20 protein-coding genes and 2 tRNA genes are annotated in these 25,553 nt (G+C 76.6%); 8 read left to right on the top strand and 14 right to left on the bottom strand.

Annotated elements, in window-relative coordinates:
• Positions 1–203: 203 nt before the first annotated feature.
• Positions 204–1,688, bottom strand: a complete 1,485-nt coding sequence (gene tig, locus MN205_RS16290) for a trigger factor (protein WP_242129164.1) — start codon at positions 1,686–1,688, stop codon at positions 204–206.
• A 164-nt stretch (positions 1,689–1,852) separates the two neighbouring features.
• Positions 1,853–1,926 (bottom strand) — tRNA-Pro (locus MN205_RS16285).
• A gap of 105 nt (positions 1,927–2,031) precedes the next feature.
• On the opposite strand from MN205_RS16285, the gene MN205_RS16280 reads away from it, so the two are divergent.
• A tRNA-Gly gene (locus tag MN205_RS16280) sits at positions 2,032–2,105 on the top strand.
• A 62-nt stretch (positions 2,106–2,167) separates the two neighbouring features.
• On the opposite strand, the gene MN205_RS16275 is transcribed toward MN205_RS16280, so the two are convergent.
• Together MN205_RS16275 and MN205_RS16270 are read right to left on the bottom strand one after the other, a co-directional pair.
• Positions 2,168–2,614, bottom strand: coding sequence for a hypothetical protein (locus MN205_RS16275; RefSeq protein ID WP_242129162.1), 447 nt, complete (start codon positions 2,612–2,614; stop codon positions 2,168–2,170).
• A gap of 69 nt (positions 2,615–2,683) precedes the next feature.
• On the bottom strand, positions 2,684–3,133 hold the full coding sequence (locus MN205_RS16270; RefSeq protein WP_242129159.1) for a hypothetical protein: 450 nt from the start codon (positions 3,131–3,133) through the stop codon (positions 2,684–2,686).
• 58 nt (positions 3,134–3,191) lie between these two features.
• Here MN205_RS16270 and MN205_RS16265 point away from each other — a divergent pair, with 58 nt between their 5' ends.
• Positions 3,192–4,406, top strand: a complete 1,215-nt coding sequence (locus MN205_RS16265; protein WP_242129157.1) for a glycerate kinase — start codon at positions 3,192–3,194, stop codon at positions 4,404–4,406.
• Here the strand turns inward: MN205_RS16265 and MN205_RS16260 are convergent.
• From MN205_RS16260 to MN205_RS16250, 3 genes are all read right to left on the bottom strand, one after another.
• Positions 4,394–5,191 (bottom strand): Fpg/Nei family DNA glycosylase, encoded by a 798-nt coding sequence (locus MN205_RS16260; protein ID WP_242129155.1) that lies wholly within the window; start codon positions 5,189–5,191, stop codon positions 4,394–4,396. The genes MN205_RS16265 and MN205_RS16260 overlap by 13 nt on opposite strands.
• Before the next feature lie 13 nt (positions 5,192–5,204).
• Positions 5,205–5,678, bottom strand: a complete 474-nt coding sequence (locus tag MN205_RS16255; RefSeq protein WP_242129153.1) for a ribose-5-phosphate isomerase — start codon at positions 5,676–5,678, stop codon at positions 5,205–5,207.
• 78 nt (positions 5,679–5,756) lie between these two features.
• The gene (locus MN205_RS16250) at positions 5,757–6,374 is read right to left on the bottom strand and encodes a DsbA family protein (RefSeq protein WP_242129151.1); all 618 of its coding nucleotides are present in this window, start codon (positions 6,372–6,374) and stop codon (positions 5,757–5,759) included.
• Between the two features lie 151 nt (positions 6,375–6,525).
• On the opposite strand from MN205_RS16250, the gene pepN reads away from it, so the two are divergent.
• On the top strand, positions 6,526–9,081 hold the full coding sequence (gene pepN, locus MN205_RS16245) for an aminopeptidase N (protein WP_242129149.1): 2,556 nt from the start codon (positions 6,526–6,528) through the stop codon (positions 9,079–9,081).
• 44 nt (positions 9,082–9,125) lie between these two features.
• Here the strand turns inward: pepN and MN205_RS16240 are convergent, their stop codons facing one another.
• Positions 9,126–9,482 (bottom strand): WhiB family transcriptional regulator, encoded by a 357-nt coding sequence (locus MN205_RS16240; RefSeq protein WP_242129146.1) that lies wholly within the window; start codon positions 9,480–9,482, stop codon positions 9,126–9,128.
• A gap of 141 nt (positions 9,483–9,623) precedes the next feature.
• On the opposite strand from MN205_RS16240, the gene MN205_RS16235 reads away from it, so the two are divergent.
• The gene (locus MN205_RS16235; protein WP_242129144.1) at positions 9,624–10,136 is read left to right on the top strand and encodes an N-acetyltransferase; all 513 of its coding nucleotides are present in this window, start codon (positions 9,624–9,626) and stop codon (positions 10,134–10,136) included.
• On the opposite strand, the gene MN205_RS16230 is transcribed toward MN205_RS16235, so the two are convergent.
• Both MN205_RS16230 and malQ read right to left on the bottom strand, forming a co-directional pair.
• Positions 10,099–13,110, bottom strand: a complete 3,012-nt coding sequence (locus MN205_RS16230; RefSeq protein WP_242129142.1) for a BTAD domain-containing putative transcriptional regulator — start codon at positions 13,108–13,110, stop codon at positions 10,099–10,101. The genes MN205_RS16235 and MN205_RS16230 overlap by 38 nt on opposite strands.
• 144 nt (positions 13,111–13,254) lie before the next feature.
• Positions 13,255–15,477, bottom strand: a complete 2,223-nt coding sequence (malQ, locus tag MN205_RS16225) for a 4-alpha-glucanotransferase (RefSeq protein ID WP_242129140.1) — start codon at positions 15,475–15,477, stop codon at positions 13,255–13,257.
• Between the two features lie 124 nt (positions 15,478–15,601).
• Between malQ and MN205_RS16220 the strand changes: the two genes are divergently transcribed.
• The 4 genes from MN205_RS16220 (at position 15,602) to MN205_RS16205 (ending at position 20,981) form a co-directional block, all read left to right on the top strand.
• Positions 15,602–17,734, top strand: coding sequence for a prolyl oligopeptidase family protein (locus tag MN205_RS16220; RefSeq protein ID WP_242129138.1), 2,133 nt, complete (start codon positions 15,602–15,604; stop codon positions 17,732–17,734).
• 76 nt (positions 17,735–17,810) lie between these two features.
• Positions 17,811–18,905 carry a mechanosensitive ion channel family protein gene (locus tag MN205_RS16215; RefSeq protein ID WP_242129136.1) on the top strand — a complete coding sequence of 365 codons (1,095 nt, stop codon included), beginning with the start codon at positions 17,811–17,813 and terminating at the stop codon, positions 18,903–18,905.
• 67 nt (positions 18,906–18,972) lie between these two features.
• A complete protein-coding gene (locus MN205_RS16210; RefSeq protein WP_242129134.1) occupies positions 18,973–20,535 on the top strand; it encodes an SDR family oxidoreductase in 1,563 nt (520 codons plus the stop codon).
• Positions 20,536–20,570: 35 nt separating this feature from the next.
• Positions 20,571–20,981, top strand: coding sequence for a globin (locus MN205_RS16205; RefSeq protein ID WP_374115961.1), 411 nt, complete (start codon positions 20,571–20,573; stop codon positions 20,979–20,981).
• 117 nt (positions 20,982–21,098) lie between these two features.
• Here MN205_RS16205 and egtD read toward each other — a convergent pair whose 3' ends face one another.
• From egtD to MN205_RS16185, 4 genes are read right to left on the bottom strand one after another with little or no spacing between them, the layout of a single operon-like run.
• Entirely contained in the window at positions 21,099–22,070 is a 972-nt protein-coding gene (gene egtD, locus MN205_RS16200) for an L-histidine N(alpha)-methyltransferase (protein ID WP_374115960.1), read from the bottom strand.
• A 23-nt stretch (positions 22,071–22,093) separates the two neighbouring features.
• A complete protein-coding gene (gene egtC, locus MN205_RS16195) occupies positions 22,094–22,792 on the bottom strand; it encodes an ergothioneine biosynthesis protein EgtC (protein ID WP_242129130.1) in 699 nt (232 codons plus the stop codon).
• A complete protein-coding gene (gene egtB, locus MN205_RS16190) occupies positions 22,793–24,133 on the bottom strand; it encodes an ergothioneine biosynthesis protein EgtB (protein ID WP_242129128.1) in 1,341 nt (446 codons plus the stop codon). It lies immediately after the preceding gene.
• Positions 24,130–25,371 (bottom strand): glutamate-cysteine ligase family protein, encoded by a 1,242-nt coding sequence (locus MN205_RS16185; protein ID WP_242129126.1) that lies wholly within the window; start codon positions 25,369–25,371, stop codon positions 24,130–24,132. Before MN205_RS16185 ends, egtB begins: the two co-directional genes overlap by 4 nt.
• Positions 25,372–25,553 lie beyond the last annotated feature (182 nt).

Genomic DNA, 25,553 nt, shown 5'->3' with positions numbered 1-25,553 from the left:
GTCCCGGTGCGCTCAAGATCTCGCTCACGCTGTTCCCTGGCCCTCTCCTGGCGTCGACCACCCCCGCGCACGGGGGCCGGCGGAGCGTCCCGCCGATCTCGATCGACCCTAACGCGCAGGCCGTCGCGGGCATGTCGGGGCCGGGGGCTTTTCGCTGTGGGCGCACCGGCGCCGGCCCGGGGGGTCGGCGCCGGTGCGTCCGGTCAGGCCTTGGCCTGGTCCTCGCCGCCCTGCGGCTGCTCGGTCGCGCTCTGGGCGGCCGCGTCGGCCGCGGCCTGCGCGTCGTCGCCCACGGGGTCGACCGTCTCGCCGGTCTCCGGCGCGTCCGCCGCACCCTCGGCACCGTCCGCGCGCTCCTCGACGGCCTCCGCGGGAGCACCCTCGGGCGCGCCGGCGGGAGCCTCCTCGTCGTCCTCGGGACCGCCCACGAGCTCCTCGAGGTCCACCACGGCGCCGGAGGCGTCCTTGACGGTGGCCTTCTCCATCGCCACCGCCAGCGCCTTGCGGCGGCGCACCTCGTTGACCATCGCGGGGACCTGCCCGGACTGGTCGACCATCTGCACGAACTGGTTGGGCTCCATGCCGTACTGCTGGGCCTGGCCGACCAGGTACTCCAGCAGCTCCTGCTGCTCCACGCCGATCTCCTCGCGCTCGGCGAGCGCGTCGAGGAGGAGCTGGCTGCGCAGCGCGGCGCGGGTGCTCTCGTCGATCTCCGCGCGGTGCTCGGCGTCCTCCAGGCGGCCCTCGCGCTCGAGGTGGGAGTGGATCTCCGCCTCGACGAGCGACTCGGGCACCGGCACCTCGACGAGCTCCAGCAGCTTCTCCAGGACGCGGTCGCGCGCCTGCAGGCCCTGCTCGAACTTCTTGGACTGCTCGACCTGGTTGCGCAGGTCGGCGCGCAGCTCCTCCAGGGTGTCGAACTCGCTGGCCAGCTGCGCGAAGTCGTCGTCGGCCTCGGGCAGGACGCGCTCCTTGACGGACTGCACCGTCACGGTGATCTCGGCGTCCTCGCCCTTGCGGTCGCCGCCGGCCAGGGGGGCGGTGAAGGTGGTGCTGCCCTCGGCGGACAGGCCCGTCACGGCGTCGTCCAGGCCGATGATCATGTTGCCCTGGCCGACCTGGTACGAGATGCCCTTGGCGGTCTCGATCTCCTCGCCGTCGATCTCGGCGCGCAGGTCCAGCGAGACGAAGTCGCCGTCGACGGCCGGGCGGTCCACGCCCGTCAGCGTGCCGAAGCGCTCGCGCAGCGAGGTCAGGCGCGCGTCGACGTCCTCGTCGGCGATGGACAGGTCGTCCACCGACACCTCGAGGTCCTCCAGGACCGGCAGCTCCAGGGTCGGGCGGACGTCCACCTCGACGGAGAAGCGCAGGTCACCGCCGGTCCTCGGGTCCGGCGCCTGGGAGACGTCGACGGTGGGCTGGCCCAGCGGGCGCAGCTCCTTCTCCTCCACGGCGCGCTGGTAGAACTTCGGCAGGGCGTCGTTGACGGCCTCCTCCAGCACCGCGGCGCGGCCGAAGCGCTGGTCGATCACGCGCGGGGGGACCTTGCCCCGGCGGAAGCCCGGCACCTGCACCTGGCCCGCGATCGACTTGTAGGCGGCGTCGAGGCTCGGCTTCAGCTCGTCGTAGCCGACCTCGACGGTCAGCTTCACCCGGGTCGGGTTGAGGGTCTCGACGTCGCTCTTCACAGCGGGGTTCTCCTGGGGTCTCTCCGCGCGGTGCGGAGGTCGTGGTCAGGCGTGCGGTGCACCGGGGTGCCCCGGCGCACCGCGGAAGCCTAGCCGTCCGCGCCGGGGCGTCGTCCCGCCCGAGCGCCGCGGCACGTCGTCCGCGGACCACCGGGCGGTGGCCGTCGGGGTACCCGGATTCGAACCGGGGGCCTTCCGCTCCCAAAGCGGACGCGCTACCAAGCTGCGCCACACCCCGCGACCCGCCGCGCACGGCGGGTACCGCGACAGGCTACCGCTGCGGACCCGTTAAGCTGGGTACCGACCGCGACGCCCGCCCGCCCGGGCGCGTGAGCGCGGTCGCGCGGGCGTAGCTCAATGGTAGAGCCCTAGTCTTCCAAACTAGCTACGCGGGTTCGATTCCCGTCGCCCGCTCCACGCGCGAGAGCCGCCGCCCCTCCGGGGGCGGCGGCTCTCGTCGCAGGAGGCCGGGAGCGGCCTCAGAACCTGTTGACGTCGGCGACCTCGCAGGTCACCTCGGCCGGCGGGTCGGCGACGTCGCCCACGGCCTGCACCTCGACCACCTGCCCGGAACGCACGTCGTCCGCCGTCGCCGCCACCTCGGTCACCGGCTGACCGTCGGGACCGGCGACCGCCACCGTGATGACGTAGCTGCGGGGGTCCACCTCGCCGTTGTTGACGGTCAGGCCGGCGACGACCTGCCCCTCGACGACCAGGCAGGAGTCCACGACGACCTCCTCCTCGACGGCGGCGTCGCCCACAGGCGGCTCCTCGTCGGTGACCTCGGTCGGCACCTCCTCCGAGGGACCGCGGTCCTCCGGGCTCACCACCTCGGTCTCCTCGGTGGTGCTCTCGCTGGTCTGCGTGCTGCACCCGGCCAGCGCGACCAGACCGGCGACGGACAGGGACATCAGCGCGACACGCACGGCACTCTCCTCACTCGGGACACCGTCAAACCTGGCACACCTGCGCCCGCCCGGCGCGTCGGGACGCGATCACGGCACCGCTGCGCCGGCTCCTCCCGGCGACGGCCAGCCCGCGGCCGGCGCGAGGCGCTCGGCCACCGCCGCGAGCTGCACCGCCGTCAGGTAGGACGGGTTGGCGCCCATGGGGACCCGCACCACCTCCGCCGCGCGGAAGCGCGCGTCGGCCAGCAGGTCCGCGCGCGGCACGGGCTCGGCCAGCCGCCGCAGCGCCACCCGCACCGCGCCGCCGGCGGGCGCGGCGAGCACCTGCCCCACCGCCCGGACCCCGGCCTGGCGCCCGCTGCGCCACAGCAGCACCGGCTGCCCCGGCCTGACCAGGCCGAGGCGGTAGGTCGGGTGCACGCAGCGGGCCAGCGGCACCGCCTCCCCCTCGGGCGCGCCGGCCAGCTCGGCCACGTCGGCACCCGTCTTCAGCACCCAGCACGCCACGTCGTCGGCCGTCAGCCTGGGGATCGCCACGTCCGGCATCGTGCGCGCCCGGTGCCCGCGGCGCGCGTCCACCTGGCAGGCTGGCACCGTGATCGCGCGTACACCGGTGTCGCTGCCCCTGCACGTCGTCGTCGCCCCCGACAAGTTCAAGGGGTCCCTGACCTCGGCCCAGGTGTGCGCGCGCGTGGCCGCGGGGCTGCGCGCGGGTTTCGGCGCGGCGAGGGCCGCGACGGACCTGCGGGTGAGCGAGGTGCCGGTCGCCGACGGCGGTGAGGGCACGGTGGACGCCGCGGTCGCCGCCGGCTGGCGCGCGGTCACCACCACGGTGACCGGGCCCACGGGGGAACCCGTGGCGGCGACCTGGGCGCGCCGCCAGGACGGGCCGGCGGCCCTGGTGGAGCTGGCCCAGGCGTCGGGGCTGGACCGGCTGCCCGGCGGGAGGCGCGCTGCGTTGACCGCGACCTCCCGCGGCACCGGCGAGCTGGTGCGCGCCGCGCTCGACGACGGCGCCCGCGAGGTCGTGCTGGCGGTCGGCGGCAGCGCCTGCACCGACGGCGGGGCCGGTCTGCTGGCCGCCCTGGGGGCGCGGCTGCTCGACGCCGACGGGCGGGAGCTGACGGACGGCGGTGGCGCGCTGAGCCGCCTGGAGCGCGTGGACCTGGAGGGCCTGGACCCGCGCGTGCGGCAGGTGCGCTGGACGCTGGCCGCCGACGTGGACAACCCGCTGCTGGGCCCACGCGGGGCGGCGGCCGTCTTCGGCCCGCAGAAGGGTGCCGACCCCGCGCAGGTGGCCGCGCTGGACGCGGGCCTGGCCCGCCTCGCCGATGCGCTGGCGGCCGCCGGGGTCCCCGACGCGCGCGAGGCCCCCGGCGCCGGTGCCGCCGGCGGAACCGGCCTGGTGGCGCTCGGCCTGCTGGGCGCGGACCGCCGGCCCGGTGTCGAGGTCGTCCTGGAACTGGTGGGCTGGCCCGGGCGCGCTGCGGGCGCCGATCTGGTGGTCACCGGGGAGGGCAGCTTCGACGAGCAGTCGCTGGGCGGGAAGACGCCCGTGGGTGTCGCGCGCGCCGCGGCGGAGCTGGGCGCACCGGTCGTCGTCGTCAGCGGCCGGCGGACGCTGCCGCAGGAGCGCTGGCGCGGCGCCGGGTTCGCGGACGCGCGCGCCCTGACCGACGTGGAACCGGACACCGAGCGCTGCCTGTCGGACGCGGGGCCGCTGCTGGAGGACCTGGCGCGCGGGCTGGGCGCCGAGCTGGCCGCCGAGCTGGCGGCCGCGGACCGGGCGGTCGGCGGTCAGGCCGGCTGACAGGTGGGGCACCAGAACAGGTGCCGGGCCACCACCTGCGCGTGCCGCACCGGGGTGCCGCACAACCGGCACGGCTGCCCACCGCGCCGGTAGACGTAGAAGCGGTCCTCCTCCGACGGCGCACCGCGCGGGTTCGAGCGGTGCGCCGGGCGGGTGGTGACGATGCGCCCGGTGCGCACGTCCTTCCCCAGCAGGTGCACCGCGTCGGCCCACAGCGCGTCCCACTCCTCGCGCCCCAGCTCACGGCCCGGCCGGTACGGGTCCACCCCGGCGCGGAACAGCAGCTCCGCCCGGTAGATGGCCCCGAGACCCGCCACGACCTCCTGCTGCATGAGCAGGGCGCCCACCGCGACGCGGGACCTGCTCACCACGGCGAAGGCGGCGTCGGGGTCGGCGTCCGCGCGGAGCGGGTCCGCGCCCAGCCGCGCGTGCAGCTGGGCGACCTCCGCGGCGGTGAGCACCGTGCAGGCGTTGGGCCCGCGCAGGTCCGCCCAGCCGCTGTCCGCGACCAGGCGGGCGCGCACCGCGCCGCGCGGCTCGGGCGGCTCCCCGTCGCCGAGGTTCCAGGTGCCGTACAGGCCCAGGTGCACGTGCAGCACCCGCTCGGCGCCGGTGTCGAGGAGCAGGTGCTTGCCGTGCGCGTCCGTGCCGCGCAGGACCCGCCCGTCGAGCAGCGCGGCGCCCTCGGCGAAGCGCCCCTGCGGGCTGCTGACGGTCAGCCGGTGGCCGCCGAACCGCTCGCGCAGGACGCGAGCGTGGCGGTGGACGACGTTCCCCTCGGGCACCTCGGTGCCCGGTTCAGGCGTGCGGCAGCGGCGGCAGCTCGCCGGTGCGGGCGTACTCGGTGAGCATGTCGATGCGGCGCTGGTGGCGGGCGTCACCGGAGAACGGGGTGGCCAGGAAGGCGTCGACCAGGGCGGTGGCCTCGTCGAAGGAGTGCATGCGCGCGCCGATCCCCACGCACTGCGCGTCGTTGTGCTCGCGGGCGAGCCGGGCGGTCTCCACCGACCAGGCCAGCGCGCACCGGATGCCCGGCACCTGGTTGGCGGCGATCTGCTCGCCGTTGCCGGAGCCGCCGAGGACGACACCGAGGCTGCCGGGCTCGGCGGCGACCGCGGCGGCGGCGCGCAGCACGAACGGCGGGTAGTCGTCGGTGCCGTCGTACTCGGGCGCGCCGTGGTCGACGACGTCGTGGCCCTGCTCGCGCAGGTGGTTCACGAGGTGCTGCTTGAGCTCGAAGCCGGCGTGGTCGGTGCCGATGTGGACGCGCATGGCGACAGCTTCGCAGGCCCGCCGCGCGCCCACCCGCCGGGTCCCTACGGGTGGGCGGCACCGGCCGGGCCGGGCGCCTCAGTCGAAGACGGGGCCCTGGGTGCGGGTGCGCTTGAGCTCGAAGAAGCCGGGCGTGCGCGCCACGAGCAGGCAGCCGTCCCACAGCTTCCCCGCGTCCTCGCCCCTCGGGGTGGGGGTGACCACGGGCCCGAAGAAGGCGGTGCCCTCGAAGGCGACGACGGGGGTGCCGACGTCCTCGCCGACCAGGGAGATGCCCTCGGTGTGCGAGGCGCGCAACTGCGGGTCGTAGGTGTCGGTGCGCGCGGCGTTCGCCAGGTCGGCGGGCAGCCCCACCTCCTCGAGGGACTGCGCGATCACCTCGTCGAGGTCCTTGTTCCCGCCGGGGTGGATGCGGGTGCCCATGGCGGTGTACAGCGGCAGGACCACCTCCTCGCCGTGCAGGGCGCGGGCGGCGGTCACCACGCGCACCGGGCCCCACCCGCGGTCCATGAGGTCGCGGTACTCCGGCGGCAGGTCCCGGCCCTCGTTGAGCACCGACAGGCTCATCACGTGCCAGCGGACGGTGACGTCCCGGACCTCCTCCACCTCGAGCATCCAGCGCGAGGTCATCCAGGCCCAGGGGCACAGCGGGTCGAACCAGAAGTCGGCGCTGTCCTTCGCGGTGGTCGTCGTCATGGCGCCATCCTGCCCCGCGCGCCGGGAGGCGGCCACGGCGCGGCGGACCGGGAAACCGGAGGTCGCGGTGTCGGCGGGCCGTGGCAGAGTGGCGCGCGGCTGGACGAGGGGCCGCCTCCCAGCGCACCCGGTGGACCGGAAGGACGTGGACGTGCCCGGCGAGAACCTGACGCGCGAGGAGGCTCGCGCCCGCGCGGACCTCGTGCAGGTCGACACCTACGACGTGGAGCTGGACCTGACGACGGGTCCGGAGGTGTTCCGCTCGGTGACGACCGCCCGCTTCCGCTCGCGCGAGGGCGCGTCCACGTTCATCGACCTGATCAGCGCCGCGGTGCACGAGGTGACCCTCAACGGCCGCTCGCTGGACCCGGCGGCCGTCAGCGACGGCGTGCGCGTGCAGCTCGACGGCCTGGCCGAGGAGAACGAGCTGCGCGTCGTGGCCGACTGCCGGTACATGAACACCGGCGAGGGCCTGCACCGCTTCGTCGACCCCGTCGACGACGAGGTGTACCTCTACACGCAGTTCGAGGTGGCCGACTCCCGCCGGGTGTTCGCCGTGTTCGAGCAGCCCGACCTCAAGGCCGCCTTCACCTTCACGGTGACCGCGCCGGCGCACTGGCGGGTGATCTCGGGGGCACCGGTGGCCGGCACCGACGAGGTCGCCGGCGGGAAGCGGTGGCGCTTCGAGCCGACGCCGCGCCTGTCCAGCTACGTCACCGCGGTCATCGCCGGCCCGTACGAGGGTTCCGAGGACTCCCTCGTCTCCTCCGACGGCCGGACGGTCCCGCTGGGCGTGTACTGCCGCAAGTCGCTCGTGGAGCACCTCGACGCGCACAACGTCGTCGCCGCCACGAAGGCGGGCTTCGAGTTCTTCGAGCGCGAGTTCGACACGCCCTACCCGTTCGCCAAGTACGACCAGGTGTTCGTCCCGGAGTTCAACGCCGGCGCCATGGAGAACGCCGGGGCGGTGACCTTCGTGGAGAGCTACGTCTTCCGCTCCAAGGTGCCGCGGGCGACCGTGGAGCGCCGCGTCGTGACGGTGCTGCACGAGCTGGCGCACATGTGGTTCGGCGACCTGGTGACCATGCGCTGGTGGAACGACCTGTGGCTCAACGAGTCCTTCGCGGAGTTCGCCAGCACGCTCGCCGCCGCCGAGGCCACCGAGTGGGAGGGCGCCTGGACGACCTTCAACTCCCTGGAGAAGTCCTGGGCGTACCGCCAGGACCAGCTGCCCACGACCCACCCGATCGTCGCCGAGATCAACGACCTCGAGGATGTCGAGGTCAACTTCGACGGCATCACCTACGCCAAGGGCGCCAGCGTCCTCAAGCAGCTCGTCGCCTACGTCGGCCGCGAGGAGTTCCTCGCCGGCGTGCGCGCCTACTTCCGCCGCCACGCGTGGGGCAACACCGAGCTGGGTGACCTGCTGCGCGAGCTGGAGGCCACCTCCGGCCGCGACCTGGGCTCCTGGTCGCGCGAGTGGCTGGGGACCGCGGGCGTCGCCACGCTGCGGCCGGTCCTCGAGACGGACGCCGACGGCACGGTCACCTCCGCGGTGCTGCGCCAGGAGGCCCCGGCGGAGCACCCGCACCTGCGCGCGCACCGGCTCGCGGTCGGCTGCTACGACCTCGTCGACGGCAAGCTGCGGCGCACCGCCCGCGTCGAGCTGGACGCGGCGGGTGGGAGCACCGAGGTGCCCGAGCTGGTGGGCCGGCAGCGGCCCGCGCTGCTGCTGGTCAACGACGACGACCTGGCCTACGCCAAGATCCGCCTGGACGACGTCTCGCTGGCGACGGCGCTCGAGCACCTGGACGACTTCACCGAGTCGATGCCGCGCTCGCTGGTGGCGGCGGCGCTGTGGGACATGACGCGCGACGGCGAGCTGCCCGCGGGCGACTACGTCGACCTGCTGCTCGGCACGCTGCTGCCCGGTGACGCGGCGCGCGCCGACTCCACCGTCGCCCTGGTCCTGCTGCGGCAGCTGGCCACGACCGTCGAGCTGTACACCGCCCCCGCGCGCCGGGAGGACGCGAAGGACCGCACCGCGGCGGCGCTGCTGGAGATGCTGCGGGCGGCCGCGCCCGGCAGCGACACCCAGCTGCAGTTCGCCCGCGCGTTCGCCTCCTTCGCACGGGGCGAGGAGCACCTGGCGGTGGTGCGCGGCCTGTACGAGGGCACCTCGGTCATCGAGGGCCTGGAGGTCGACGCGGACATGCGGTGGGCGCTGCTGACGTCGCTGGCGGCGGGCGGCGCCGCCGACGAGGCGGCGGTGGAGGCCGAGCTGCGGCGCGACGCCACCGCGACCGGGCAGCGCTCGGCGGCCGCGGCGCGCGCTGCGCTGCCGACCCCGGCGGCCAAGCGCACCGCGTGGGAGGAGGTCGTCGAGCGCGGCACCCTGCCCAACGCCGTGCAGGCCTCGGTGATCTCCGGCTTCGGCCGGGTGCACGACCGCGACCTGCTGCGGCCGTTCGTCGAGCCGTACTTCGCCGCGCTGCGCACGGTGTGGGAGCAGCGGACCAACGAGATGGCGCAGCAGGTCGTCACCGGCCTGTACCCGCTGGTGCTGGCCGACGGCGAGCTGCTGGAGCGCACCGACCGCTGGCTGGCCGAGGCGCAGGACGCCCCGCCGGCCCTGCGGCGCCTGGTGCTGGAGAACCGCGACGGGGTGGCCCGCGCCCTGCGCGCCCAGGAGCGCGACGCGAGCTGACCCGGCCCGGGCGGGCGTCCCCCGGCAGTTCGGGGGCGCCCGTCTCACAGCACCGGCGTGAGGGGCGGGGCGTCCTTGCGGGGGCGGCCGCGACCACGGCGGTAGGCGACGGCGACCCCGCCGACGAAGAGCTGACCGCCCCACACGCCGGCGGGCTCGCGCCGGGCGAGCGCCCCGGCCAGGCAGGCCGCCCGCAGCGGGCACGACGAGCACAGCGCCTTCGCGGCCAGGACGAGCTCGTGGTCCTCCGCGAAGAAGAGGTCCGCCGGCGCCGTGCGGCACGGCGTGGCGGGTGCGCCGTGCGCCTGGGTGGGCGCCCGGGTGGGCGACGGGGTGCGCGGGGACCGTCCGTCGCGGGCCTGCGGGACGGCGAGGGCTGGGGACGAGGTTGCTGCCTGCACGCCACCGAGCGTGTCCCGCTCGCCTTGCCGGCGGCCTGCACGCGCCGTGCCCGCACTCCCCCGGTGCTGCAAGCGACCGGCAAGGACGGGCGGGCAGCCTGTGCGGGACCGCCGACCGGCGGTGCCGCGAGAGGAGAGCCCGTGCCCGAGGACCGCGTCGTGGAACCGTGGCTGCCGCCGTGGTTCCGGCACCCCACCCGCCTGGAGCTGCCCACCGGCCACCACCTGCGCCCGATCCGCGAGGTGGACGTGGACCTCGACCTGCCCGCGGTGATGGGCTCGCGCGAGCGCCTGTGGTCCATCTACGGCGCCGCGTGGGGCTGGCCGCCGGAGGGCATGACCCACGAGCAGGACCGCCTGGACCTGGCCCACCACGAGGCGGAGATCGCCCGGCACGAGTCGTTCAACTACGCGTTGTTCGACGACGAGGAGGCCGAGCTGCTGGGCTGCGTCTACCTGGACCCCGCGGGCCGGGCGGGCGCCGACGCGGACGTCTCGTGGTGGGTCGTGGACCGCCTCGTCGGCTCGGAGCTGGAGGCGGTGCTGGACGCGGAGGTTCCCCGCTGGGTGCGGCGCGACTGGCCGTTCACCCGGCCCCGGTTCGTGGGGCGCGACCTCACCTGGGAGCAGTGGCTGGCGCTGCCCGCGCCGTGAGCCCCGGCGCGGCGCCGGGCGCGCGGGCGGGCCCGCCCGCGCCGGTGGCCAGCCGCACGACCTCCACCACCGGCAGGGCCCGCCCCGCGGCCACCGCCGCCGCGAAGCGGTCCTCGCCCAGCACCTCGCGCAACCGCTCCCGGGCCGCGGCCAGCTGCGCGTCGTCGCGCAGGTAGAAGCCGTACACGGCGGCGCCCACGGTCTCCCGGGCGGCGCGGGCCGCGCCCAGCGCGGTGGCGAGCCGCTCCGCCTCCTCCCCCGCCACCGGATCGTGCGCGCCGACGCCGAGCACGACGAGCGCGTCGAGGAAGTGCGAGAGGTTGGCCAGGTCGCCGACCTGGGCGGACAGGGCCGTGCCCTCGTGCAGGTGGCGCCGCGCGGCGGACGGGTCGCGCAGCGCTTCCGCCTGGGCGAGGTTGTACAGCGCCACGAACGTGGTCAGCCGGTCCCCGCGGGCGCGGGCCAGCGCCAGGCCCGCCTCGAAGTGCTCCCGCGCCCGGCGCGGTGCGTCCAGCCCGCCGAGGGCGGTCAGCGCCGTGCCCGTCCACACGTGCCCCAGCGCCTGGAGCCAGGGCCCGTCGGAGGCGGCGGGCAGCGCCGCGGCCAGCGGCAGCGCGGTGCGCAGCCGGGCGACGGCGGTGGCGGCGTCGCCGCGGGCCAGCGCCGTGATGCCGGTGCCGGCCGTGGTGTGCGCGAGCGCCTCGTCGTCGCCGACGGCCTCGGCCAGCCGGTGCGCGCGCTGCCACACCTCCTCGGCGTGCTCGTGCTCGCCCTGCGCGAAGAGCATGGCGCCCAGGGCGAGGTCCACCCGCACCCGCACCCGCCCGGGCAGGCCGGGCACGTCCAGCACGGCCTCGCAGGCGCGCCGGCCCACCGCGAGGTGGCCGTGCATCCACCAGAACAGCCACATCGCCCACACCAGGCGCCCGGCGGTCTCGCCGTCGCCGGCGGCGCAGGAGGACTCCACGGCGGCCAGCAGGTCGGCGTGCTCGCGCTCGACGCGGCGCAGCCAGCCGACCTGCGCGTCGCGCTGGTAGCCGACGTACGCCTCCTCCGCGAGGGTGAGGTGGGCGGCGGCGTGGGCGGCGGCGACCCGCGCGCGCTCGTCCTCGCCGAGCAGGCGCCGGGCGTGCTGGCGAGTGGGCTCGAGCATCGAGAAGCGGGCCCCGTCGCTCGGGTGCTCGACGCGCCCGAGCGACTGCTCCACGAGCGCCTCCAGGACCGGCAGCACGGCCGGCCCCTCCACGGCCTCCAGCACCGGCAGGGTCCAGCCCCCGGCGAAGACGGCGAGGCGGCGGAAGAGGCGCCGGGCGGGCTCGTCCAGCAGGCCGATGCTCCAGTCGAGGGTGGCCTGCATGGTGCGCTGGCGTTCCGGCAGGTCCCGTCGCCCGCCGGAGAGGGCCTCGTCCAGCCGGGTCAGCAGGTCCCGGGGGCTGAGCACGCGCACCCGCGCGGCCGCCAGCTCCAGCGCCAGGGGGATGCCGGCGAGCGCGGCGCACACGTCGGCGACGGTCCGCGCGTCGTCGCGCTCCACGGTGAAGCCGGGCACCACGTCCCGCGCGCGCTCGCAGAACAGGGTGACGGCCGGGGAGGCCAGCACCTCGCGCGGGCTCGCGCCGGCGCCGGGCAGCGCCAGCGGCTCGACGCGGTGCTCCACCTCGCCGCCCACGCGCAGCGGTGCGCGGCTGGTGACGACGACGGACAGGTCCGGGCAGGTGCGCACCAGTTCCGCCACGTCGACGGCCGCGTCGAGGAGGTGCTCGACGTTGTCCAGGACGAGGAGCAGTCGCAGGGGGCGCAGGTGGGCGGTCACGGCGTCGCGGGCGGCGGGGCCGTCGACGGCGCCCGCGCCCGTGGCCCGGGCCACGGCGGGCAGCACGGCGCCGGCGTCGTCGAGGGTCGCCAGCGGCACCAGCACGGCCCCGTCGGGGAAGCGCGAGCCGGCCGGGTCGGCGACCCGCTGCGCCAGGGCGAGGGCGAGCCGGGTCTTGCCGACACCGCCGGTGCCGGTGAGCGTGAGCAGGCGGGCGCCGTCGTCGAGCAGGCGGTGCAGGCGGGTGAGGTCCTCCTCGCGCCCGAGCAGCGGCGTGGGCGGCACGGGCAGCGGCGGGCGCCGCAGCGCCGCGGCACCCGGTGGGTCCGCGACCGGCGCGGACGGCGCGGCCCGCACGGTCCGCGCGACGGGCGCCGGTGCGGGGCGCGGCGGCTCCGGCGCGTCGAGGGCGGGGTCCTGCCGCAGCACGAGCTCGTGCAGCCGGCGCAGCCGCGGGCCGGGGTCCACGCCGAGTGCGTCGGCGAGCAGCGCCCGCCCCTCCTCGAAGGTGCGCAGCGCGTCGGCCTGCCGGTGGCAGCGGTACAGGGCGAGCACGAGCGAGGCGCGCAGGCCCTCGCGGAACGGCTCGGCGGCCACGAGGGCCGGCAGGCGCTCGGCGAGCTCGTGGTGCCGGCCGAGGGTCAGGTCCAGGTCGGCGGCGAGCTCCTCGGCCTCCAGCCGCTGCTCGTGCAGCCGGTCGGCCTCGGCGCGGGCGAAGTCGGCGGGGACGTCGGCGTAGGCGGTGGGTCCGCGCCACAGCGCCAGGGCCCGCGCGGCGGCGTCGCGGGCCGCGACGGGCTCGGCGGCGGCGCGGGCCGCGGCGACCAGCCGGTGGAACTCGGCGGCGTCCAGCGCCCCCGGCTCCAGCACCAGCGCGTAGCCGGGGGCGCGGGTGCGCAGCACGCCCCAGCCGTCCGGTGGTCGCTGCGGCTCCAGGCGGCGTCGCAGGCGCGAGACGTAGCTGTGCACGGTGGAGGACCCGGCGTCCAGGCCGCCGTCGTCCCAGAGCCGGTCGGCGAGGGTGTCGGCGGCCACGACGCGCCCGGCGTCCACGGCGAGCGCGGCCAGCAGGGTGCGCAGGGAGCCGCTGAGCGGCACGGGTCCGTCGGTGGTGCCCACCTCGACCGGTCCCAGGACCCGCACCGCGAGCGCCGTCGTCACCGGCTCAGGGTAGGTCCGCGAGGGGCGGCGCGGGGTCAGGTGGCTGCAAGCCCCCTGCAAGGCGGGCCGGGCAGGCTGGTGCCGCCGGCCCCGGGGGGAGCCGGAGGGACGGGCGGACCGGGGGGACCGCCCGTCCCGGGGGTGTCAGCGGGCGGCGCCCCGGCCGCCGCTCACCTCGCCGTCCGCCTCACCGCCCGCCTCGTCGCCACGGCGAACGGCTGCCTCGACGACCCGTGCCAGCGAGCGCGCCCGCGCGTCGGCCGGCAGGTCGTCCAGGAGGACCACCCGGCCGTCGGGGCCGGTCAGCGGCATCTTCCAGTTGGGGTGCTCCAGGGAGGTGCCCGGCTGGTTCTGGGTGCGGCGGTCACCGACGGCGTCGACGAGGGAGACGCCGAGCATGAGCGAGGGCGCCAGGGCCAGGTAGCGGTGCAGGGCCTCGACGGTCTGCTGCTCCGCGGCGCCCTCGCGCAGCAGGCCGCGCTCGCGCACCAGGCCGAGGATGCGGTCCTGCTCGGCCTGGTCGCGGCGGCGCTCCTCCTCCGCGGGCCGGGTCAGCAGCCCGAGGCGGTCGCGCAGGGCGACGTGCTCCTGCGCGAGGTACCCGGCGGTGGGCGGCAGGTCGTGGACGGTGACGCTGGCCAGGGCCAGCTCCCGGTAGTCCTCCGGGGGGCGGGGTTCGGCACCGTCGTACTCGAACCACAGCACCGCGCTGCCGAGCACGCCGCGTTCGGCGAGGTACTCGCGCACCCACGGCTCGACGGTCCCGAGGTCCTCGCCGACGACGACGGCGCCGGCGCGCTGGGCCTCGAGCGCGAGGATCCCGATGAGCGCCTCGTGGTCCAGGCGCACGTAGGTGCCCTCGGAGGCGGGTGCGCCGGCGGGGATCCACCACAGCCGGAACAGGCCGAGGACGTGGTCCACGCGCAGGCCGCCGGCGTGCCGCAGGATCGTGCGGACCATGTCCCGGAACGGCGCGTACGCCTGCTCGGCGAGGCGGTCCGGGCGCCACGGCGGCTGGCTCCAGTCCTGGCCCTGCTGGTTGAAGGCGTCCGGCGGGGCGCCGACGTTCACGCCGTGCGCGAGGGCGTCGCCCAGGGACCACACGTCGGCGCCGTCGGGGTGCACGCCGACGGCGAGGTCGTGGACGATGCCGGGCCCGGTGCCGGCGGCGGTGGCGAGGTCCTGCGCGGTGCGCAGCTGCTCGTCGCACTGCCACTGCAGCCAGCGGTGGAACTCCACGCGGTCGCCCAGCTCGTCCAGGGCGCCGGAGGCGGCGGCGCGCTCGGGGGTGGAGACCTCCTCGGGCCAGTCGCCCGCGGGCAGCCCGTGGCGCTCCGCGAGGGCGCACCAGGTGGCGAAGTCCGTCAGGCCGGGGTCCTCGGCGGCGACGTAGCGGCGGAAGGCGGCCTCGCGCGCCGGGGTGCGCCCGTGCCGGAAGAGGACCTCCAGGGCGCGCCGCTTGGCGGCCCACACCGCGTCGCGGTCGATCTCGCCGGGGTCGGTGTTCGACGGGCGGCAGCCGGCGGCCAGCTCCTCGACGGCGGCGCGGTCGGCGGGGGTCAGGTAGGCGACCTCGCGCACGTCCTCCACCCGCAGGTAGACGGGGTTGACGAAGCGGCGGGTGGTCGGCAGGTACGGGGACGGTTCCATCGGCGGCACGGGCGAGGCGGCGGCCAGCGGGTTGACCAGCACCCAGCCGGCGCCCTGCTCGGCGGCGTACGAGGCCAGCTCCCCCAGGTCGGCGAGGTCGCCGATGCCCCACGAGCGCGACGAGCGCACCGAGTACAGCTGCGTCTGGTACCCCCAGCTGCGCCCGCGCTGCAGCGCCTCCGGCAGCTCCAGCGCGTCGGGGGTGACGACGAGCGGGCAGGAGGCGTCCCCGGAGGGGGTGTGCACGCGCAGCTCGTGCCAGCCCAGGGGCAGGTCCTCGGGCACCTCGAAGGTGGCCCGGCCGGTGAGGCGGCCGTCGACGTGGACGGGGTCGACCCAGCGGTCCACCTGCCGCAGGGCCGCCCAGCCGCCGCCCTCCAGCTCCACCACGAGCTCGACGGGGTCGCCGTGCGGCACGTGCACGGGCACCTGGTGGGGGCGGCCCTCGCGGGTGACGACGACCGGCGGCAGGGTGCGCCGCCACGGCCGCAGCCGCACCTCGTGCAGCGCCTCGCCGACCGCGGCGGGGCTGGAGACGTCCAGGCCCATCGCGGTCAGGACGGCCTCGACGGTGGAGGGGCTGACGGCGCTCTCCTGGCCCTGCCAGTCGGTGAAGCGGGTGGCCACGCCGCAGGCGGCGGCCAGCTCCAGCAGCTGCGGGTCGGGGCGGTCCCCGGGGGCGGGGCGCGGGTCGGTGCGCGGGGCGTCGGACGGCACGCGGCCGACTCTGCCACGCGGCGCCCGTCCCGGCCCGTCCACACGTCCCCCGCCCGGCACCCGCCCCGCTCGTCCACGCGACGCCGGGGCCGGGGCGCCCGCGCGGTGCCTAGGGTGGGCGCCCATGGAGACCCCCGCGACCAGCCCGCCCGCCCCGCGCCTGGACCTCGTGGAGGAGCTGCACGGCGTCGCCGTCGGCGACCCGTACCGCTGGCTGGAGGACGCCGGCGACCCGCGGACCCGGGAGTGGTCGGCGTGGCAGGACAGCGCCTGGGAGCGGTTCGCGGCCGGGTTGCCGGGCCGCGAGCGCCTGGAGCGGCGGGTGCGCGAGCTGATGGCCACGGGCGCGGTGGGTGCGCCGGTGCACCGCGGTGAGCGGGTGTTCCGCAGCCGCCGCGACCCGGGCGCGGAGCACGCGGTGCTGCGGGTGACCGACGCGCCGGGCGGTGCCGAGCGCGTCCTGGTGGACCCGGTGGCGCTGGACCCCTCCGGCACGACGACGCTGGACTCCTGGCGGCCCAGCGTCGAGGGGGACCTGCTGGCGTACCAGCTCTCCGAGGGCGGCAGCGAGGAGAGCGTGCTGCGGGTGCTGGACGTGGCGAGCGGCGAGGTCGTCGACGGCCCGGTGGACCGGGCCCGCTACTCCCCCGTGGCGTGGCTGCCGGCCCGGGAGGGCGAGCCGCGCGCCTTCTACTACGTGCGCCGCCTGCCGCCGGAGGAGCTGCCGGAGGCCGAGCGGCAGTACCACCGCCGCGTGTACCTGCACCGGGTGGGCACCGACCCGGCCGGGGACGTCGAGGTGTTCGGCGCCGGCCGGTCGATGACGAACTACTACGGGGTGTGGACCTCGCGCGACGGGCGCTGGCTGGTGGTCAGCGCCTCCGACGGCACGGCGCCGCGCAACGACGTGTGGATCGCGGACCTGGCGGCGTCGGGGCCGGACGCGCCGGTGCTGCGCGAGGTCGTCGCGGGTGTGGACGCGCAGACGAGCGCGTGGGTGGGCCGGGACGGCCGGCTGTACCTGCTGACCGACCTGGACGCCCCGCGCGGCCGCCTGGCGGTGGCCGACCCGGCCGAGCCGGGCGTGGCGCACTGGCGCGAGCTGGTGCCGCAGGCGGACGACGCGCTGCTGGAAGACGTCGCCGTGCTGGACGGCCCGGAGCTGGCCGAGCCGCTGCTGGTGCTGGGCTGGACCCGGCACGCCGTGTCGTCGATCAGCGTGCACGACCTGGTGACGGGCCGGCGCCGCCCGGGCGCGGCGGGGACGATCGAGCTGCCGGGCACCGGGTCGGCCGGCGGGCTCCTCACGCGCCCGGAGGGCGGGCACGAGCTGTGGTTCGGCTTCACGACCACCACCAGCCCCGCGCACGTGCACCGCTTCGACGCCCGCGACGGCTCCCTCGTGGTCGACGCCGCACCGCCCGGCGTCGTGGACGTGCCGCCCGTGACGAGCCGGCTGCTGGAGTACCTCAGCGACGACGGCACCGTGGTGCGGCTGCAGGTCACCGCGCGCACCGACGCCCTCGACGAGCACGGCCGGCCCCGTTCGCCCGCCCCCGCGATCCTCTACGGCTACGGCGGTTTCGGCATCAGCCTGTCCCCGCACTACGCCCCGGACGCGCTGGCGTGGGTGGAGGCCGGCGGCGTGCACGCGGTGGCGAACCTGCGCGGCGGCGGCGAGGAGGGCGAGGACTGGCACCGCGCCGGGATGCGCGAGCACAAGCAGAACGTGTTCGACGACTTCCACGCCGCCGCCCGGTTCCTCGTCGAGCAGGGCTGGACCACGCACGAGCGGCTGTGCGTGCACGGCGGCTCCAACGGGGGCCTGCTCGTGGGGGCGGCCCTCACGCAGCAGCCGCAGCTGTTCGCCGGGGTGGTGTGCTCCGCGCCGCTGCTGGACATGGTCCGCTACGAGCAGCACGGGCTGGGTGCGACGTGGAGCGACGAGTACGGCACGGCCGCCGTCGCCGAGGAGTTCGGCTGGTTGCTGTCGTACTCGCCGTACCACCGGGTCGTGGAGGGGACGGCCTACCCGGCGGTGCTGTTCACCGTCTTCGACGGCGACTCGCGGGTGGACCCGCTGCACGCGCGCAAGCTGTGCGCGGCGCTGCAGCACGCCACGTCCTCCGGGCGGCCGGTCCTGCTGCGCCGGGAGGGTGATGTCGGGCACGGCGCGCGCTCGGTCTCTCGCAGCGCCGGCCTCGTGCGCGACACCCTGGCCTTCGCCGCGGCCGCCACCGGCCTCGACCTGTCCTGATCCACCTCGATCCACCTTCGATCCACCTTCGATCCACCGCACCGGCCCACCACCCCGGAAGGAGCCCCACCTCCCCGTGTCCGAACCCCTCTCCGACGTGCTCGAGACCGACACCGCCCAGGCCACCGAGGCGGCGACGGAGACCGCCAGCGAGGTCGGGCAGTTCCTGCTCGACAAGCCCCTGAAGATCGCCATCGTCCTGGTGGTGTGCTTCGTGGCGCGCTACTTGCTGCTGCGGCTCATCAGCCGCGTCGCCACCGGCATCGCCACCGGCGCCAGCCGCCTGGGCGGTCGCGGCGGCCGGCGCAACGGGCTCATGGAGTCCTCCCCCCTGCTGTCCGAGCGGCGCGAGCAGCGCGCCGAGACCATCGCGTCGGTCCTGAAGAGCGCCACGACGCTCGTGCTGGGGATCGCCGCGGTGATGTCCGTGCTCGACATCGTCGGCGTGTCCATCGCCCCGTTCCTGGCGTCGGCGGGGATCGCCGGCGTCGCCATCGGCTTCGGCGCGCAGGCGCTCGTGAAGGACTTCCTGTCCGGCTTCTTCATGCTCGCCGAGGACCAGTACGGCGTCGGCGACGTCGTGGACCTCGGCGACGCCACCGGCACGGTGGAAGCCGTCGGCCTGCGCGTGACACGGCTGCGCGACGTGCAGGGCACCGTCTGGTACGTGCGCAACGGCGAGATCATCCGCGTGGGCAACCAGAGCCAGGGCTGGGCGCGCGCCGTGCTGGACATCTCCGTCGCCTACGGCGAGGACGTCGCGCGGGTGCAGGAGGTGCTGCAGCGCGTCGGCGACGCCCTCGCCGCGGAGGAGGACTGGAAGCCCCTGGTGCTGGAGCGCCCCGAGGTGTGGGGCGTGGAGCAGATGGGCGCCGACGCCGTCGTGCTGCGGCTGGTCGTCAAGACCGCGCCGCTGCAGCAGTGGGCGGTGCAGCGCGAGCTGCGCCGGCGCATCAAGGCGGTCTTCGATGCCGAGGGCATCGAGTTCCCCTTCCCGCAGCGCACCGTGTGGCTGCGCAACGAGGACACCCGCCCGCAGCCGAAGCCGGCGGGCGGGAACACCGACCCGGCGGCCGCGGCCGGCTCGCACCCCCCGCCGCGCAGCGAGGCGGACGTGTCCGCCGAGACGACGGCGACGGTGGACCCGGACGCGGTGACGCGGGGGCTGTGAGCACGAGCCCTCCCGACCGGCCGCGGCCGGCTCGCCGGGGGCGGCACCCCGCCCCCAGACTGGCCGCGTGTACGACGACACCCCTCCCACCTCCGGCTCGCCAGGACCCGCCCACGAGGCCGGTGACGGTCGCGGGCGGCTGGCGCTGGTCACGGGTGTCAGCGGGTACATCGGCGGCCGCCTCGTGCCGGAGCTGCTGGCCGCCGGGTTCCGGGTGCGGGCGGTGGCGCGCCGCCCCGAGGTGCTGCGGGACCGCCCGTGGATCGGCCGGGTGGAGGTGGTGCGGGCCGACGCCTCCGACGCCGAGGAGATCACCGAGGCGCTGCGCGGGGTGGACGTCGCCTACTACCTGATCCACGCGATGAGCAGCGGGGGGCCGTTCTCCGCGAAGGACCGCCGCACGGCGCGGACGTTCGCGCGCGCCGCCACCGCGCAGGCGGTGGACCGGGTCGTGTACCTGGGCGGGTTGTACCCGGAGGACGAGGACCTCTCCACGCACCTGGAGTCGCGGCGCGAGGTCGGGGAGATCCTGCTGGACTCCCCCGTGCCCACCACGGTGCTGCGCGCGGCCGTGATCCTCGGGTCCGGGTCGGCGAGCTTCGAGATGATGCGGTACCTGACCGAGCGGCTGCCGGCGATGGTGTGCCCGAAGTGGGTGAGCAACCGGATCCAGCCGATCGCGGTGCGCGACGTGCTGCGCTACCTGGTGGGCTCGGCGGACATGCCGCCGGAGGTGAACCGGGCCTTCGACATCGGCGGCCCGGACGTGCTGACCTACCTGGACATGATGCGCGGCTACGCCGAGGTGGCGGGGCTGCCGAAGCGGCGGGTGCTGCCGGTGGAGGTGATGTCCCCGCGCCTGTCGAGCCACTGGGTGGGCGTGGTGACGCCGGTGCCCAAGCAGATCGCCCGGCCGCTGGTGGAGAGCCTCGTGCACGAGGTCGTGTGCAAGGAGCACGACATCGCCGAGCACGTGCCGGACCCGCCGGAGGGCCTGCTGGGCTTCCGCGAGGCGGTGCAGCTGGCGCTGCAGCGGGTGCAGGAGGCCAACGTCGCCACGCGGTGGAGCTCCGCGTCCCTGCCGGGCGCCCCCAGCGACCCGCTGCCCTCGGACCCGGACTGGGCCGGGGGCAACCTGTACGTGGACGAGCGCACCATCGTGGTCGACGCCCCCGCGCACGTGCTGTGGCGGGTGCTGGAGGGCATCGGCGGTGAGCGGGGCTGGTACTCGTGGCCGATGGCGTGGGCGGTGCGCGGGCTCATGGACCGCTTCTCCGGCGGTCCCGGGCTGCGCCGGGGCCGGCGCGACCCGCACCACCTGATGGTGGGCGACGCGGTGGACTGGTGGCGCGTGGAGGAGCGCGAGGAGGACCGGCTGCTGCGGCTGCGGGCGGAGATGCGCCTGCCGGGCCAGGCGTGGCTGGACCTGCGGGTGGAGTCCGACCCGGTGGGACGCACGCTGTTCCGGCAGCGGGCCCTGTTCCACCCCAAGGGCCTGGCCGGTCAGGCGTACTGGGCGGCGATCAGCCCGTTCCACGAGGTCGTGTTCGGCGGGATGCAGCGCAACGTCAAGCACGCCGCGGAGGCCGCGGCCCGCGAGGCGCAGGCAGGGGCGACACTGGTGCGGTGAGCCCCGACCTGCCACTCGTCCGCCCGCAGAACCTCATCGGCCGCGAGCCCGCCGGGCCCGACGGCGGCACGATCAGCTTCCACGAGGAGGTCGGCGGCCACGAGACCTTCGTGCGCCTGGTGGACGCCTTCTACGACGGCGTGGCCGCCGACGAGGTGCTGCGCCCGATGTACCCGGAGGCGGACCTGGGGCCGGCGAAGGAGCGCCTGCGCATGTTCCTGGAGCAGTACTGGGGCGGGCCGACGACGTACTCCGAGCAGCGCGGCCACCCGCGGCTGCGGATGCGCCACGCCTCCTTCAAGGTCAACCCCGACGCCCGGGACCGCTGGCTGGCGCACATGCGCGTCGCGGTGGACTCGCTCGGCCTGCCGCCGGCCCAGCACGGGCTGCTGTGGGACTACCTGGAGCGGGCCGCGCACAGCCTGCTGAACACGTTCGAGGACTGAGCCTCCCGGGCGGTTCGCGGCCGGGTGGCGGGAGACCCGCGCTCACCGCACCCGCCGACGGCCCACCAGGGCGACCACGCGCGACGGGCCCCGACCACCAGACGGGACGGCCGGGGGTCACACCCGCGGCACGGCCAGGCTGAGCGCGACGTCACCGCGGGCGTCGGTCCACCAGTGCGCCAGGTCCAGGCCCGCGGCGGCCAGTTCCGCGGTGAGGGTCTCGCGGCGGAACTTGCTGGAGACCTCGGTGCGCAGCTCCTCGCCCCGCGCGAAGGGGACCTCCAGCTCCAGGGCCGGGACGCGGACCGTCAGGTCGCGGCGGGCGCGCAGGCGCATCTCGATGCGCTCGTGCTCGGGCACCCAGACGGCGACGTGGTCGAAGTCGCCGGGGTCGACGTCGGCACCGAGCTCGCGGCGCAGCACGTGCAGGACGTTCTTGTTGAACTCCGCGGTGACGCCCGCGGCGTCGTCGTACGCGGCGACGAGCCGGGTGGTCTCCTTGACCAGGTCGGTGCCCAGCAGCAGCGCGTCGTCGGGCCCGAGGGTGGCGGCCAGCGAGCTGAGGAACTCCGCCCGGGGCGCGGGTTCGAGGTTGCCGAGGGTGGAGCCGAGGAACGCGACGACCCGGCGGCCACCGCGCGGCAGGCGGTCCAGGTGGTGCTCGAAGTCACCCACGACGGCGTGCACGGCGACGCCCGGGTGGGCGGCGGCGACGCTGGTGCCGGCGGCGACGAGGGTGACGCCGTCGACGTCGAACGGCACGAACCTGCGCAGGGTGCCGGCGTCGGCGAGCGCGGCCAGCAGCAGGCGGGTCTTCTCGCTGGTGCCGCTGCCGAGCTCCACGAGGGTGTCGGCGCCGGTGGTGGTGGCGACCTCCCCGGCGACGCGCTCGAGCAGCTCGCGCTCGCGGCGCGTGGGGTAGTACTCCGGCAGCCGGGTGATCTCGTCGAACAGGCGGCTGCCGCGCTCGTCGTAGAACCACTTCGGCGGGAGCGTCTTCGGGGTGCCCGTCAGGCCGGCCCGGACGTCGCGGCGCAGGGCGTCGGAGAGCACGTCGGGGGTGAGGTGCCGCTCGACGACGAGGGGCAGAGCGTCGGTGGCGGGGGTGGTGCTCACGGGGCCTCCAGTCGGGTCAGTCCGACGCCGTCGGGCGTCACGGTGACGAGGGTGCGGTCGGGCACGTCGCGCCAGGCGGGGTCGTCGTCCCACGGCTCGCTGGCGAGCGCGACGCCGTCGGGGGTGCGCAGGACGCTGAGGGTGTCGCCCCAGGCGGTGGCCAGGAGGCGTTCGCCGTCGGTGGCCAGGACGTTGAGGCGGGCGGCGGGGTCCGCGGCGCCGGCGGCGGCGACGCGCTCGCCCAGTTCGTGCGGCGCGGCGAGCAGGTGCGCGGCGAGCACCGCGCTGTCGCACACGGACTCCGCGGCGGGCCACGCCTCGGCGGGCAGGACGGAGCGGTCCACGACCCCGTTGTGGGACAGCAGCCAGCGCCCGCGCGCGAACGGTGCGCAGGCGCTCTCGTCACCGGGCATGCCGACGGTGGCGTCGCGCACGGCGGCGAGCACGCAGCCGGAGACGACGTGCGGGGCGACGGACGTCAACGACGCCTCCGCCCACATCGGCCGGGAGGAGCGCCAGCGGGCCGGTTCGGGCCGGGCGGGGCTGTACCAGCCGACGCCCCAGCCGTCGGCGTTGACGGTGCCGTGCACCTGGCGGCGCGGTTCCCAGCTCTGGTGCAGCAGCCCGTGCCCGGGTTCCAGGAGGAGTTCGGCGAGGGTGCGCGGGGCGCCGAGCCAGGCGACGTGCCGGCACACTCAGGCGTCCCAGGCCAGGCGCAGGCCGGTGAAGACCTGCCGCCTGATCGGGTGGTCCCAGTTCCGGAACGAGGGGCGCACCGCACCGGCGTGGGTGGACCAGGCTCCGCCGCGCAGCACCCGGTAGTCGCCGCCGAAGAAGGGGGCGGAGTAGTCGGCGTAGAGCATCGCCGAGAAACCCGGCCAGGGCGCGAACGCGGAACTCGTCCACTCCCACACGTCGCCGATCATCTGCTCGGCGCCGTACGCGGAGGCGCCCGCGGGGTAGGCGCCGACCTGGGCCGGGCCGAGCGCGGTGCCGCCCAGGTTCGCTCGCTCGGGCGTGCAGGGCTCGTCGCCCCACGGCCAGCGGCGGCGCCGGCCGGCGGCGGGGTCCCAGGTGCACGCCTTCTCCCACTCGACCTCGGTGGGCAGCCGGGCCCCGGCCCAGCGCGCGTACGCCTGCGCCTCGTGGAAGTCCACGTGCTGCACGGGTTCGGCGGGGTCGACGGGGCGCACGGTGCCGAAGCGGCGCTGAGTCCACCACCCGGCACCGTCGGGTTCCCACGACATCGGCGCGCGCAGGCCCTGACCGCTGCGGTGGGCCCAGCCCTCGGCGGTCCACAGCCGCGGGTCGTCGTAACCGCCGGCGGTGACGAACGCGGCCCACTCGCCGTTGGTGACGGGGACGCGGGCGATGCGGAACGCGGGCACGTGGACCTCGTGCTGGGGCAGTTCGTTGTCCAGCGCCCACGGTTCGACGGCGGGGTCGGCCCCCAGGAGGAACGGCCCGGCCGGCACGAGCACGGCGTCGGCGGGCACGGGTCGGCCCGGTGGGGTGGGTGCCGGGGTGAGGAGGGGTTCGCCGGCGCGCAGGTTGTGGGTGGCGAGCATGGTCTCGCCGTGCTGGAACTCGTGCTGGGCGACCATGCCGGCGGTGAAGTGCGCGTCGTCGGGGTCGGCCCGCTCCAGCGCGCCGAGGACGCGCCCGCGCACCTCGGCCAGGGCGCGGCGGGAGGTCGCGGCGTCCAGCAGCGGCAGCTGCGTGCGGGTGGCCCGGGGGTGCTCGAAGGCGTCGTACAGGCACGCGACGGCGGGGTGGAAGACGGGTTCGCGGTCGGGGTCGGCGGCCTGGAGCAGCCACTGCTCCTCCTGCTGGCCGACGTGGGCGAGGTCCCACACGAGCGGGCTCATCAGCGGCGAGTGCTGGGCGGTCAGCTCCGCGTCGTCCGCCTCGGTGAGGGTCAGGGTGGTGCGGCGGGCGGACTCCAGGGCGGCCACGGCCGCCTCGAACCCCACCGCCCCGAGCCCCGCCGCCCCGAACCCGGGGGCGGTGCGGGTGGTCGTCGGCGTGTCGGTCATCGCAGTTCCTCCGCGGTCAGGCAGCCGGTGGGGCCGCCACGGCGGACCCGGTCCAGGACGAGGTCGGCCGGGTGGTGCCCGGCGTCGAGCAGGTCGGCCCACACCTCGACGCAGCTGCGCAGGGCGGTGGGCACGGCGGGCAGCGCGGCGTCGAGGAGACCGCGGGCGGCGCGGGCGGTGTCGTTCCCGCAGGCGTCCACGGCGGCGGCGGCGGCGTCGGCGGCGCGCTCGTCGTCGACGACGGTGGCGACCACGGCGGCCAGGCCGGGCCACCAGGCGGCGGGCACGGCGTCCAGGACGCGCACCTCGAGGAACCCGCGCATCCGCACCGGTGGCCACAAGGTGCTCAGGTGCAGGTCGACGTCGGCGGCGGTGGGCGGGCGCCCGTGCAGGAGCCGGCGCCCACCGGCCCAGTCGGCCAGCGGCACGGGCTCGAGCACGGGCCGGCAGGGGGCGTCCTCGCCGTCGCGCACGAGCATCACGGGCGCGGCGAGGGCGAACGCGGCCCACTCCCCCGCCGGGTCGGGGCCGCCGGTGCCGTCGGCGGGGCGGGTGCACCGCCCGGGTTCGAGCCGGCGCCACACGCCCTGGCGGGTGGAGCGGGTGCCGTCGGTGCGACCGGCGAGCAGGGGGCTGCACGCGCCGAGGGCCGCGAGGGCGGGCAGCAGGCGGTGCAGGTGCGCCAGGCGCTGCGGCCACCGGTGGGCCGGGCCGGCGTCGAGGTTGACCTGCAGGGACGCGGTGGAGCACATCATCGCGGCGCCGTCGACGGCGTGGCCGGCGGCGGTGAAGTGCTCGGCCATCGCCGCGTACCGGGAGCCGGGGTTGACGCGCACGGGTTCGCGCACGAGATCGGTGCCGGTGCTCAGCAGGGCGATCCCGTCCGCGGCGAGGAGCGCGTCGAGGTGCGCGGCGTCGCGGCGCAGCGCCTCCACGGCGGCCGCCACCCCCGGCAGCGGCGGGCTGGACAGCTCCACCTGCCCCCCGGGTTCGAGGGTGACGCGGCTCCCGGCGGGCGGGACCGCCTCGCGCAGCGCGCCGGTGAGGCGGTCCCAGGCGACGCGGCGGTGGGGGTGGTGCAGGTCCACGGCGTGCCGCTCGAGCTCGAGGCCGACGGAGCCCACCGGCCCGTCGCGCAGGGCACCGGCGGTGACGTGCTCGCGGACGGCGTCGGCGTCGAGGGGGGCGGCGTGCTCCCCCGCGTCGTCCCGGACCGCCTGCTCGACGGAGGACAGCACTGGCAAAGGCCCCTTCCAGGTCCGGACCGGCTCCCTGGGGAGCCGCGGGTCGGCGTGGGGCCACCGTTCGTGGCCTCGCCGGGAGCCTCGCACGCCCCCCGGACACCGGCAAGACCGCTCCCCCGCCGTTCCCCGCCCCGCGCCCCTCCCCGCCCCCCCGCCCCTACCCACCGTGATCTTGC

The sequence above is a fragment of the Kineococcus sp. TRM81007 genome, from assembly GCF_022669155.1.
GTDB lineage: Bacteria > Actinomycetota > Actinomycetes > Actinomycetales > Kineococcaceae > Kineococcus.
Note: the sequence above shows the minus strand (reverse complement) of the source record. Positions and strands in the feature narration are given on the sequence as shown.